Source organism: Anoxybacillus pushchinoensis (assembly GCF_900111795.1).
In the GTDB taxonomy this organism is placed as follows: domain Bacteria; phylum Bacillota; class Bacilli; order Bacillales; family Anoxybacillaceae; genus Anoxybacillus; species Anoxybacillus pushchinoensis.
The window spans coordinates 1-12,353 of the sequence record NZ_FOJQ01000058.1; the positions used below are offsets into that span (position 1 = coordinate 1).

The window sequence follows — 12,353 nt, forward strand, 5'->3', positions numbered from 1 at the left end:
AGAAAAGTAAAAAAGTTGATTTGCCAAAAGGAATCTCCCAAGATTTTTTTGAAGTATTAAACGAAACTCTTGAAGAATATGATGAGACCATCAAGGGGCTTATTGATCGATGAGATATCTAACCGTAGAAGAAGTCGTTGCGATTAATTTTTTCATTATTGGAAAATATTCTCCAAATGAGCTGAAAGGGATAAAAGAACCTGCATTGTTAGAATCGGCTGTCTACCGTTCACAACAAAGTGTGTTTGGTAAAGATGCTTATCCTACTATTTTTGAAAAAGCGGCAGCATTATTTGAGTCTTTGGCTAAGAACCATTGTTTTCATAATGCAAACAAAAGAACTGCCTTTGTAGCACTTGTTCAATTTTTAAAATACAATGGATACTATTTTACGATGCCGCAAGATGATGCCATTGAATTTGTTGTTGATGTAGTGAATCATCGATATTCCTTCGAGCAAATTGTTGCAACCATCAAAGAGTATGCATTTGAACGTAAATATTAATATTTGTATGGCGATTACATGTGTGTCCCTGTTTGAATTTTGTCAAAGATTGATTGTATAGAAATGAGAAAGCTGCACTGTAAAATCAGTCAGCTTTTTTTATGCATGCTTGCTTACAACATCCTACTCTCGTTCACAATTTTTCTACTTTCTGTTTCTATTGTGTATTTTTAATGAACCTCTCCCACCTACACGTTGCTTAGAGGTGGGATACTTCTTGGTGAACATGTTAAATACTCTAGATAGAAAAAGATTCTAGTGGAAAAAATGAACCAAGATTAAATTTGCCGCTTATGGCAGAAAAGCGGTCTTCTATTCATGATGGGATATGTCGGAAACTCAACTTGAATCTATATAAGTCAAACTTGATTTCTCTACATGTTCAAATATAGCTGTCATCTGTCTATACTGCTCCTAATGATAATTACAAAGGAGCGGATAGATATGAGAAAAACTCTGCAAATTACGAATGACCATGGTTGGACGGTTGAACGTCTACAAGCATGTGAACGTGCTCAAAAAAACGCTAATACGTCAAAACGAGTCGCTGCTATTCGCTTGGTCATGCAAGGCTATATGGGATTGCAAGTGGCTCAACTGTTGAATCTCCATCGACATTCGGTCTCTTCTTAGGTTCAAAAATTTAATGAAGGCGGCATGGACGCATTACTAGAACGCCGTTACGCTCCGGGTAAAAAACCGTACCTGTCCGAAAAGGAAGAAAAGAAACTCAGCTCAAGAACATGATTTTGATGTCCACTCCTGCCCAAGAAGGGTTTGGAGTAGAAGCGTATTGGGATACACGCATCATCCAACATGTATTTGAAGAAAAATGGAATGCATCCATGACTCGGTATGGCATTACTAAAATGCTTCATCGATGGGGATTTCGTTATACACGCCCAACGTATACCTTAAAGCGTGCAAACCCTCGGAAACAACAAGAATTTCAAGGGTTAAAAAAAACGTCCCCGAAGACATGGTGTTAATGTACGAAGATGAGAGTCATATTCGTGATTACCAGGCTCTCCATGCCACATGGAGCTTGAAAGGAAAACAAAAACTTACGCATGGACATCATGCGACGGTTTCTTTATTTGGTGCACTCAATGTCATGAATGGCGAATTTTTGTGCATGGAAACAGCGAAGTGTAATGAACAATGGTTTCAACAATTTTTGGAATATGTTCTTTCTCAATATCCGAAGAAAAACATTGTCATGATCCTGGACAATGCAAGAATTCATCATGCCGTCATTCTAAAGCCGTTCTTAGAAAAACATCGAAAACGTCTCACTCTTTTATTTTTGCCACCGTATTCACCGAATTTAAATTTGTGCGAACGTATATGGAAGTGGATGAAAGAAAGTGTAATTGTTAACCGTTTTTATGCGACCCGAGAAGAAATACGAGAATCGATCATTTCTTTTTTGGAATACATTGCGGATATGCCAGAAAACGTACTCCAACGAGTCGCACGGGTTCATATGTCGAAAGCTTAAGTTGGATTTATATATACAAAATCGTTTAGTCAAATTAAGATAATTTCAATTTGAATTTTCTGAATAATAAATATATAATATTCTTTACATCATCGTTTGGAAGGAGAAGGAAAGATGGGAGCTCTTATAAAATTCAGCAACTTTGTTAGCAACACATTTGCAATTTGGGTATTATTATTCGCGGCTCTTGCTTTTTTTGAGCCACAAGCATTTACATGGATCGCTCCTTACATCGTACCATTACTTGGTATCGTCATGTTCGGGATGGGACTGACATTATCGGTCAACGATTTTAAGGAAGTCTTCACGCGCCCGAAAGAAGTGCTCATTGGAGTACTTGCCCAATTTCTTATTATGCCGCTTTTGGCCTTTTTACTCGCTACCTTATTGCCCGTTTCACGTGAAGTAGCGCTCGGCATCATTCTTGTCGGCTGCTGTCCGGGGGGTACCGCTTCAAATGTTATGACATACTTGGCAAAAGGAGATACAGCGCTTTCGGTTGCTGTTACATCCGTGTCAACATTGCTTGCCCCGATTTTGACACCAGCGCTCATTTTGTTGCTTGCAGGAAAATGGCTGTCCGTTTCAGCTGGGGCTCTGTTTTGGTCCATTGTGAAGGTTGTACTTATTCCTATTATCCTTGGATTAATCGTTCAAATGATGTTTCAAAAGCAAGTAAAAGCGAGCGTTCAAATTCTTCCGCTCGTTTCGGTTATTGCCATTGTGGCTATCGTGGCTGCTGTCGTTGGTTTGAATCAGCAGGCGATTGCGAAAAGCGGGTTTATTATTTTCCTGATCGTCGTTGTTCATAACGGGCTTGGATTATTGATCGGCTATTGGCTTGCAAGGCTGCTAAGAATGTCCGAAACGAAACAAAAAGCGATCTCCATTGAGGTCGGCATGCAAAATTCTGGACTTGGCGCTGCATTGGCGACAGCACATTTTTCGCCGCTTGCCGCTGTTCCAAGTGCGATCTTCAGCGTTTGGCATAACATCTCTGGACCGATTGTGGCCACATATTTCCGTAAAAAAAGTGAAAGACAAGAAAGCAATAATTCAACGATCGAAATGTGATGCTGTTTTTTTATAACGAACCTGCTTTTCAGTGCCTGTCACTGTTCGCCAATCATGAAGCAATTGACCGATGCGATTTTGGAATTGTTAGATGCGAAAAAGGTCACGAGCAGTTTTGAGAAAAAGGTGAGGGATGTGGAGGAAGCGATTCTTTCCGTTCGTAAATTCCTTAATGAAGTGCAGTCCGATTCAACGAAGTTACGCAATCAACATGTCGCCATCATTCATGTATTGGATCATATCACACGGCTAGTGAGTGTATTGAGGGAGCAGCAAAAGGTGGAAGGCATTTTCCATCACGAAAAATTGATGAAGAAATGGCATAAAACACTGGAGCAGATTAATGAAAGTTATGCCAGCGAAGAAAAATTGATCGAAATGGAGCAGGTGTTGGAAAAAACGGCCCAGAAAATTGCAGAAGAAAGACGAGTGCGCAGAAGAAAATATTATGAGCGAACGGCGGTAAGAGAAACAAAATTGGAAGTGGCCATGTCCAACGTTCAGGCGCTTCTATGGATTGACCGTCTCGTCTACCATTACTGGCGCGCCTTTGCGAGATTGGTGGAATTTAAAAAAGGGACGGAGATAGAAGAGTCTTAAAGTTTTCAAGATGTGGAGTGGGTGTAGAAGGAGGAAAACGCTCAGTAGGTGAAGATGAGCGTTTTTTTATGGACCATATTATCCTAACAAGGATTGATTGCATTAGCGTGAGCAAGAGGAGATTGTATCCGCGCGAGTTGAGTTGTTATCTGAGCAAGAAGGAGCTTCATCTGCGCAAGCTACCCCGTTATCCGAACAAGAGTGAACGCTATCCGCACAAGAGGTAAATGTTACAATACCTTCAAAGCAGAAGCGCTATTTTGGGCGCTTTTTTTATGAACTCCACGTTTTAGCACGCTCCCCACAACCAAAATAAAGAATTTTCCCCTTTTCCCAAAAAAATCTTCCGAAATGACGTAAAAGGCCTTTCAGGAAAGACAGATTCATTTATCATAAAAATTGTTCTTGATTATACGTTAATGACAGGAATTCTTGAAGGTGAAGTCTAATTGAGAATGAAAAATTTTATTACGGAGGTACAACATGAAAAAAATTACATTTGCAGCATTCTTATTAATGATTCTCCTTCTTACGGCTTGTAACGCCAATGAGGAGAGCAAGGCAAACGAGGCAGAGCAACAACAAAAAGAAAGTGAAGGCATCAGTGTTGATAAAGGGTTATTGAATGTGGAAGTGACGTTGCCAGCTAGCTTTTTTGAAGATGGGGACATTGATGCGGCAATCGCTGAAGCCAAAGAGGAAGGCATCGAAGTAACGAAAAACGAAAATGGCTCTGTGACTTACAAAATGTCAAAAGCGAAACATAAAGAAATGATGGCCGAGATGGAAGACTCTTTGCTTGAATCCATTGAGGAATTGAAAAATGGTGAAGATTTTGCATCCATTAAAGATATTCAACATAACAAGAAATTCACTGAATTTACATTAGTGGTGGACAAAGATGCGTATGAAAACAGTTTTGATGGATTCGCTGTTTTTGGCTTAGGGTTATCAGGCGCCATGTATCAGCTATTTAACGGTGCTGATCCGGAAAACTATAATGTCAAAATTGTAGTGAAAGACGAAGCGACAAACGAAATCATCAACGAAGTGAATTATCCGAAAGATTTAGAGGATTTGGAAACGGAATAAATGCGAGGAGGTACTGACGATGAAAAAATTCTATTATCCTATTGCGATGTTGATGTTGCTCCTTTTATTAGCCGCATGTGGTGAGACAACGGAAGAAAATGTGAACGGAAAAGTGGAAAACACAGAAACGGAACAAACAGCGGAAGAAACGAAAGAAGATGAAAAGGTAAACGAGATTAATCAAGTGATTGTGGATAATGAAAATGTGAAAGCGACACTTGTGAAAATTGTGAAGAAAGAAGATCCAATTTGGGGCAAATCCATTGAAGTCATTTTCGATGTTGAAAACAAACGCCAAGATTCTATCGAAGTACAGGCACGCAGCGTTTCCGCAGATGGCCGCATGGTTGATGAAACATTGTTAGTCATGAGCCAAGAAGTAGCTCCGGGCAAATCGGCCACTGCGAAATTAGAAATCCAAGAATTCGAAGGATATGAATTCCCTGAGTTAAAAGAAAACTTCGAAATGACATTGCACATTTTCTCTTGGGATCAAATGGACTACCAAGAAGATCATCCTGTAAAAGTGACGTTTTAATAGATGCCGCGTGATATGCTCGACATAAGGAAAAAATTTGTAGTTAAAAAAATAATTAAAAAAGCCAAAATTCGACAATACCTGTAGTTAAATGATATTTGTGCCAAAATCGAACATATTCGGATTTTGGCACTTGCTCATTTATGCGGATTCATTAGATTTTCTTAATTACTTTTTATTGGTGCATAAAAAGAACTAATAATTGTTTTATAATAGGATTAATAATTGATAGAAAAGCGGTGGTTGAATGAAGTATAGACGAATCTTGGCGATTATTGAATATTTATGGAAATATTCTTCCAAACAACATCCGAAGTCGATTGAAGATATTTTGCAATATTTGGAGATGCATCAAATAGAAGGCGGATTAAAAGCGGTTCGAAATGATTTGAAGTTTTTAACTTCAGAGGAATCGTTCATCAAGGTCGAAACTAGCCAAAGCGGAAGAAATCAATTTATACATTATTGGATTAAGGATCGATTTTTTGAAATCCATGAGTTGCGCTATATGATGGATGCCATTTCTTCGGCCCGTTTCATTTCAGAGCAAGAAACGGAGAAAATTATAGGAAAATTAAAAAAGTTCGTGTCCGAAAATGAAGCGATCCTATTAGAAAATCAGTTGGTACATACCTTTGCGAAAATTGATAGTCCTTTATTTGCCAAGACGGTTCAAACGATCCACCAGGCTATTGCGGAAAAGAAGGTCATTCAGTTCCAATATGGCCGTTACTCGGTGGAGAAAGAATTTGTGCTATCTGGAAGTCCCGATCCTAAACAATATCTTATCCATCCTTATGGAATCATTTGGAATGAAGAGATGTATTATTTGATTGGCTATAACGTGATGGAGGAGGACATCCATCATTACCGAATTGACCGGATCAGGGATATCCGCATGCTGGAGCAGAAATTTGCCGTGCAGCCAGGCTTTGATATCAACAAGTATCGCAATCTGTTGTTTTTCATGTTTGGCGGGGAAGAGTCTTCCATTGAAGTGATTTTTAAAAATGATTTGGCTCCCGCTGTGATTGATCGCTTTGGCCTCCATGCCGACATCAAAAGGGTGGACGACGAACATTTTCGCTTAATCACAAGTGCCATCATCAGCAAGGGGCTCGTGCGCTGGCTGCTTTCATGGGGCGCCGATGCGAAAGTGGTCTATCCGAAGCGGCTGGTGGAAGAGATGGAGCAGGAAGCGGAGAGGTTGTATGAACAATATATTGGGGAGAGAGCTTGATCCGCAAATTAAATAGAAAGTATTTCAACGAACAACAATGGATGAGTTTAAATGGCTGTATATGAATTTTATTCTATATTGAAAATAGTAAAGAAGATAACGGTTATATCGTTAATTTTCTAGACATTTCAGGCTGCTTTACTTATGGGGATACATGCGGTAGAGATGAAAGAGGAAGCATTGATACTTATGCTAACCTGTATGGATGATGATGGAGATGATATTCCTCCTGCTTCTCCTGCAGAAAAGCTAATTGAACAACTACCTAAAGGAGCAAGTCTTGTGAATTTTGTTGTCGATACCGACAAATTTAGAGAGATGGATTGATCTAGGGGACAATAGTTACTATCTAAAAACTGAGGTCCAAAGATTCTGTTTATCTTACAGGTGATATTATTATTTTATCAACATAATTCGACATATTTTCCGGTTTTTATTTTAGTATAATATGACTATGTCGACACAAAAGAATGTTTAGATGATTTTTACGTCCCAACATGTTGAAGTGGTAGGCATTCGAATAAAGGAGTTCAGATCGAAAGATGTCGAGAGGAATTATTGATAATAAACAAACGGGTTTAGTGGGAGATGTCTTGAAAGAATATATTACAAAGGGCAGTAAGTTATCAGTTGCTGCTGCACATTTTACTTTATATGCGTTTGTCGAATTAAAGCAAGAGCTTTCTCAGTTAGAAGAATTTCGCTTTATTTTTACAGAACCGGCTTTCGTGCAAGGTGACAATTTATTGAAAGAGCAAATAGAAAAAAACGAGGCGTTATTGTACGGAGTCGAAGAAGAGCAAAAGTATAAAACAAAATTAAACCAAGCCTATATCGCCAAAGAATTTGCCAAATGGCTGAAACAAAAAGCACAAATTAAGTCAGTCACCAATCAACGGATTCAAGGTGGTTTATATCATGTCGAAAACAAAGACGGAACGCAAATCGGCCTTGTCGGCGGGGCGCCATTCTCAAGTCCGGGATTAGGCTACAGCAACTCCTCAAATATATACATTAACAATATTGTTGATGATATTGAAGCAAATACACAACTCCTTCGCAATTTTGATGCTATTTGGCACAACGAATATGCATTACAAGATGTGAAAGAACAAATATTACGGCGTTTAGAAGTGTTATATAAAGAAAATTCACCGGAGTTTATTTACTTTGTTACACTCTACAATCTTTTCAAAGATTTTTTACAAGATACGAAAGATTACGAGGCGTTACAAACGAGAACAGGGTTTGAAAATACGGTGATTTGGAATAAACTTTATGATTTTCAGCGCGATGGTGTGATTGGTGCCATCAACAAAATTGAAACGTACGGTGGCTGCATTATTGCTGATAGCGTCGGTTTAGGAAAAACGTTTGAAGCGTTAGCGGTCATTAAATATTATGAACTGCGCAATCACCGCGTCCTTGTGTTAGCTCCAAAAAAATTGAGAGAAAACTGGGCGATTTACCGTTTAAACGATAAACGAAATATCTTAGCCGAAGACCGTTTTTCTTATGATTTGTTGAACCATACTGATTTATCTCGGGAACGTGGCTATAGCGGAGACATTAACCTGGAACATGTGAACTGGGGAAACTATGATTTAGTCGTCATCGACGAATCTCATAATTTCCGTAATAATGATCCGCGCAACGACCGTGTCACAAGATATTCAAGACTGATGAACGATATTATTAAAGCTGGGGTAAAAACGAAAGTATTAATGCTTTCTGCTACTCCAGTGAACAACAAGCTCGACGATTTAAAAAACCAAATTGCTTTTATTACAGAAGGAAATGACAAAGCACTAGCAGAAACAGCAAACATTAAAAGCATCAGCCAAACGATTCGGCGGGCGCAGTCACAGTTTAACAAATGGAGCAACTTGCCGGAAGAAGAGCGGACAACGGAACGGTTATTGGACATGTTAAGCTGGGATTATTTTACGTTGCTTGATTCGTTAACGATTGCCCGTTCCCGCCGTCATATTGAAAAATATTATAATGTGAAAGATATTGGTCAATTTCCAATGCGTTTAAAACCAATCAATATAAAAGAAACGATTGATGAAAAAGATGAGTTTCCTGCTCTTGAAAAAATTAATAACGAAATATTACGTTTACGATTAGCGGTGTATTCGCCGATGCAATATATTTTGCCGCACATGAAAGACGTCTATAGCGAAAAATACGATACGAAAGTCGCCAATGGAAGAATTTTTAGACAAACAGACCGCGAAAATAGCCTTGTACATTTGATGAAATCGAATTTATTAAAACGTTTAGAAAGCAGCATTCATTCGTTTTCTCTAACATTACAAAATATTATTCATAATATTGATTCACTAATTGATAAAATTGATAACTATAATCCAGGAAATGAAACGATCGGAGACATTACAGATATTGATATTGAAGACCCAGAATTAGAAGATGCGCTCATTGGATCCAAAGTAAAAATATTAATGAAAGACATGGATCTCATTCGCTGGAAGCAAGATTTGTTGTATGACCGTGAGATTTTGGCGAAGCTGCTCGTACAGGCAAAACAGGTTACACCTGAGCGTGATAAAAAATTATTGGCATTGAAAAAAGTGATTAAAAATAAAATCGAAAATCCAATTAATGGCCAAAATAAGAAACTATTAATTTTTACCGCGTTTGCTGATACGGCAAAATATTTATATGAGAACTTACATCAGTGGATTTTACAAAATTTCGGGCTGCACTCTGCCGTTGTCACAGGTTCTGATCATCCAAAGACAACATTGAAGTTCAAAAAAGTGGATTTCAATAGTGTGTTAACGAACTTTTCGCCTATTTCTAAAGAGAGAGCGAAAGTCATGCCGAATATGACGGAAGAGATTGATATTCTCATTGCAACCGACTGTATTTCTGAAGGGCAAAACTTGCAAGATTGCGATTATCTCGTCAACTATGACATTCATTGGAATCCCGTGCGCATTATTCAACGATTTGGACGAATTGACCGGCTTGGAAGTAAAAATGAACGCATTCAATTAGTCAACTTTTGGCCATCGATGGAACTCGATGAATACATTAATCTAGTCGGCAGGGTCAAGGACCGAATGACCATTCTTGATATTTCTTCTACCGGGGAAGAAAACGTTATCGCTGACAACAGCAACGAAATGAAAGATTTAGAGTATCGCCGGAAACAACTCGAAAAATTACAAAATGAAGTCATTGATTTAGAAGATATTTCTGGGAATATTTCATTAACGGATTTCACGATGGATGATTTCCGAATGGATTTATTAAATTTTATGAAGAAAAATAAAGATGTAATCGAGAAGGCTCCTTTAGGTCTATTTAGTATTACAACGAATAAAAATGAAAAACTGAGTGCGGAAATTCAACCTGGAGTTATTTTTTGCCTAAAACAAATTAACAACTTTACAGCTTCTAATGAACAAAATGCGCTCCATCCATATTATTTGGTGTATATAAAAGAGGATGGAAATGTGCTTTATAACCATGTTCATATCAAAAAAATTCTTGATATTTATCGCTCGCTATGCAATGGGCAAAAGGAAGTCGAAGCACAATTATATGCAGCGTTTTATGAAGAAACAAAGAACGGCAAAGAGATGGGACAGTACAAAATGATGTTGGAAAAAGCAGTGGAAGATATTGTCGGGAAGATCGACCAACAATTGACGCTTAACATCTTTAGTCTAGGGAATTTAGACAGTCTCGTCACAAATGCGAATACAAGCCTGCAGGATTTTGAAATCATTTCTTATCTCATTATAAAAGGGTGAGAACGATGGCTGGATTAACGTTTTACCGTATGATTGGGCTGGACGATAAAGTTCGTCCGCTCAATAAAAAATTAGATAAAAAGATGTTCTACGACTTCGCCGATTTAAACAAGAAAGAAAAAGACTACATTACAAAATATATTGAACGAATGGAATTAAGTTATTTATTAACCCCAAGTACGATCAATATCCAGCCATTTATCAACGAAGAATACCATTATGAAGGGGTTATGTTTATTACGATTCAACTGAGGGAGGAAGCGAAAGACAATCATCTGCCTGTCATCGGTGAAATCATCCAAGGGGCGCTTCCGAACCCTGTCGTCATTGTCTTTGAAAAGCAAGGAAACTTTCAAATCGGCACATGCTTAAAACGATTAAATAAAGTAGATATGTCGCAGGTTGTACTGGAAGAATCGTATTACACTCCTTGGTTTCAATTAGACGACGATAGTGAAACGATCCATCAGTTTATAAAAACGATTCATATTACAAACATGTCATTTTCTCATTTTTTTCAGTTTTATAAAGACATTCATTTAGCGGTACAAGCGTTTCAGCATACGAAGGCTGTCGGAGCGTTTATCGTTGCAGAAGACGAAGGAGCACGGCAGCTCATTGCGCAAATCCAAGCACACGAAGCGGAAATAACGAAATGGAAAAATAAAATGAAAAAAGAAACGCAGTTCAATCGAAAAGTAGAGATGAATATTAAAATTCAACAGCTAACAAAACAAATGGAACAGTTGAAACAACAATTGCAATGAAAGGAGAACCATCATGGAAAAACTAGACGGAAAATCGATGGATTTAGTGAAAACAAATATTGAAGCGTTAAAGAAGTTATTCCCGGAAGTCGTGACCGAAGGAAAAATCGACTTTGAGAAACTAAAACTAATACTTGGAGAAGAAATCGAAAAACGCAACGAACGATATGAATTCACATGGCACGGCAAAACGAAAGCGATGAAACTGGCACAAACGCCGTCAACGGGAACACTCCGCCCAGACAAAGCATCCAGCAAAAACTGGGATACAACGGAAAACCTTTATATTGAAGGAGACAACCTCGAAGTACTAAAGCTGTTACAAAAATCGTATTTCGGCAAGATTAAAATGATCTATATCGACCCGCCGTATAATACGGGGAAAGACTTTGTGTATAAAGACGATTTTCGCGATAATATTAAAAATTACAAAGAAATGACTCAACAAACAACGAAAGCAAATACAGAAACGAATGGAAGATTTCATACCGATTGGTTGAATATGATGTATCCTAGATTGAAATTGGCTAGAAATCTTTTAAGAGAAGATGGAGTTATACTTATAAGTATTAATGATTCAGAGATTACAAACTTAAAAAAATTGTGTGAAGAAATTTTTGGAGAAGAAAATCATATTTGTGATTTTGTCTGGCAAAACAAAAAGGGTGGAGGAAACGATTCAAAGTTTATTGCTGTTGAACATGAATATATTGTCATGTTTGCAAAAAATCTAAATGTGCTCCCTCCTTTTTTTGAAGCGTATACTGAAGAATATTTAAAACGTTACAAAGAATCAGATGAAAAAGGAAAGTTTTATTGGGATACATTTAAAAGAAAATCAGGTAAGCAATATTATCCAATTACCTGTCCGGACGGAACAATACTAGAATATGACGAATATGGTAACAAAATTAGTTGGTTGAGATCAGAAGATAGACCCCCATGCCGAAAAAAATTCGGCACCATCGGAAGGATGAAAACGAATATTGTCGAAATATCTCCTTGCAGCTGGGGTCATGAGGTCGATGTATCTATGGTACGCAAGAGTCCGAAAGATAGACGGACCCCAGTAGCCTGGTGCACCACGGAATGTCGCTCCCGAGTTGGGAAGCACGCAGGATAGAATGCTTCGTCATAGGCTACTGCACCAGCTGAAGATGAAATGAAGCAGGGAGGGAAAGCGATGAAGGTATTATATGAACGTTGTTGTGGAGTAGACGTGCATAAAAAATCCATTACCGCTTGTACCAT

At 38.2% G+C, this 12,353-nt stretch carries 12 protein-coding genes and 1 pseudogene; all 13 read left to right on the forward strand.

Translation table 11 applies throughout. From position 1 onward, the window contains the following. Positions 1-109: 109 nt before the first annotated feature. Complete coding sequence (locus BM213_RS12295) at positions 110-505, forward strand: type II toxin-antitoxin system death-on-curing family toxin (RefSeq protein WP_004888889.1); 396 nt, start codon at positions 110-112, stop codon at positions 503-505. Positions 506-949: 444 nt separating this feature from the next. Then, positions 950-1,138 (forward strand): hypothetical protein, encoded by a 189-nt coding sequence (locus BM213_RS15050; protein WP_244149284.1) that lies wholly within the window; start codon positions 950-952, stop codon positions 1,136-1,138. 212 nt (positions 1,139-1,350) lie between these two features. Next, positions 1,351-1,494 (forward strand): winged helix-turn-helix domain-containing protein, encoded by a 144-nt coding sequence (locus BM213_RS15055; RefSeq protein ID WP_244149288.1) that lies wholly within the window; start codon positions 1,351-1,353, stop codon positions 1,492-1,494. Beyond that, positions 1,494-2,006 (forward strand): IS630 family transposase, encoded by a 513-nt coding sequence (locus BM213_RS12305; RefSeq protein ID WP_244149285.1) that lies wholly within the window; start codon positions 1,494-1,496, stop codon positions 2,004-2,006. Before BM213_RS15055 ends, BM213_RS12305 begins: the two co-directional genes overlap by 1 nt. 114 nt (positions 2,007-2,120) lie before the next feature. Beyond that, positions 2,121-3,080 (forward strand): bile acid:sodium symporter family protein, encoded by a 960-nt coding sequence (locus tag BM213_RS12310; RefSeq protein WP_091704597.1) that lies wholly within the window; start codon positions 2,121-2,123, stop codon positions 3,078-3,080. A gap of 63 nt (positions 3,081-3,143) precedes the next feature. Beyond that, a complete protein-coding gene (locus BM213_RS12315) occupies positions 3,144-3,680 on the forward strand; it encodes a hypothetical protein (RefSeq protein ID WP_208601918.1) in 537 nt (178 codons plus the stop codon). Positions 3,681-4,163: 483 nt separating this feature from the next. Then, entirely contained in the window at positions 4,164-4,772 is a 609-nt protein-coding gene (locus tag BM213_RS12320; protein ID WP_226373809.1) for a hypothetical protein, read from the forward strand. Positions 4,773-4,791: 19 nt separating this feature from the next. After that, positions 4,792-5,310 carry a hypothetical protein gene (locus BM213_RS12325; RefSeq protein WP_077429441.1) on the forward strand — a complete coding sequence of 173 codons (519 nt, stop codon included), beginning with the start codon at positions 4,792-4,794 and terminating at the stop codon, positions 5,308-5,310. Between the two features lie 265 nt (positions 5,311-5,575). Next, positions 5,576-6,550, forward strand: a complete 975-nt coding sequence (locus tag BM213_RS12330) for a helix-turn-helix transcriptional regulator (protein ID WP_167357410.1) — start codon at positions 5,576-5,578, stop codon at positions 6,548-6,550. Positions 6,551-6,715: 165 nt separating this feature from the next. Beyond that, positions 6,716-6,877: a hypothetical protein gene (locus BM213_RS15060; RefSeq protein WP_244149286.1), complete on the forward strand. Its 162-nt coding sequence runs from the start codon at positions 6,716-6,718 to the stop codon at positions 6,875-6,877. 215 nt (positions 6,878-7,092) lie between these two features. Beyond that, entirely contained in the window at positions 7,093-10,335 is a 3,243-nt protein-coding gene (locus tag BM213_RS12340; RefSeq protein ID WP_091704601.1) for a helicase-related protein, read from the forward strand. Between the two features lie 5 nt (positions 10,336-10,340). After that, the gene (locus BM213_RS12345) at positions 10,341-11,102 is read left to right on the forward strand and encodes a DUF4391 domain-containing protein (protein ID WP_091704603.1); all 762 of its coding nucleotides are present in this window, start codon (positions 10,341-10,343) and stop codon (positions 11,100-11,102) included. Between the two features lie 13 nt (positions 11,103-11,115). After that, a pseudogene (locus BM213_RS15065) lies at positions 11,116-11,916 on the forward strand (site-specific DNA-methyltransferase); the annotation flags it as partial. Positions 11,917-12,353: the final 437 nt, after the last annotated feature.

Excerpts from the sequence above, each read along its gene's own strand:
- BM213_RS12295 (WP_004888889.1), top strand. The coding sequence starts at position 110 with ATGAGATATCTAACCGTAGAAGAAGTCGTTGCGATTAATTTTTTCATT.
- BM213_RS15050 (WP_244149284.1), top strand. The coding sequence starts at position 950 with ATGAGAAAAACTCTGCAAATTACGAATGACCATGGTTGGACGGTTGAA.
- BM213_RS15055 (WP_244149288.1), top strand. The coding sequence starts at position 1,351 with ATGACTCGGTATGGCATTACTAAAATGCTTCATCGATGGGGATTTCGT.
- BM213_RS12305 (WP_244149285.1), top strand. The coding sequence starts at position 1,494 with ATGTACGAAGATGAGAGTCATATTCGTGATTACCAGGCTCTCCATGCC.
- BM213_RS12310 (WP_091704597.1), top strand. The coding sequence starts at position 2,121 with ATGGGAGCTCTTATAAAATTCAGCAACTTTGTTAGCAACACATTTGCA.
- BM213_RS12320 (WP_226373809.1), top strand. The coding sequence starts at position 4,164 with ATGAAAAAAATTACATTTGCAGCATTCTTATTAATGATTCTCCTTCTT.
- BM213_RS12325 (WP_077429441.1), top strand. The coding sequence starts at position 4,792 with ATGAAAAAATTCTATTATCCTATTGCGATGTTGATGTTGCTCCTTTTA.
- BM213_RS15060 (WP_244149286.1), top strand. The coding sequence starts at position 6,716 with ATGAAAGAGGAAGCATTGATACTTATGCTAACCTGTATGGATGATGAT.
- BM213_RS12340 (WP_091704601.1), top strand. The coding sequence starts at position 7,093 with ATGTCGAGAGGAATTATTGATAATAAACAAACGGGTTTAGTGGGAGAT.
- BM213_RS12345 (WP_091704603.1), top strand. The coding sequence starts at position 10,341 with ATGGCTGGATTAACGTTTTACCGTATGATTGGGCTGGACGATAAAGTT.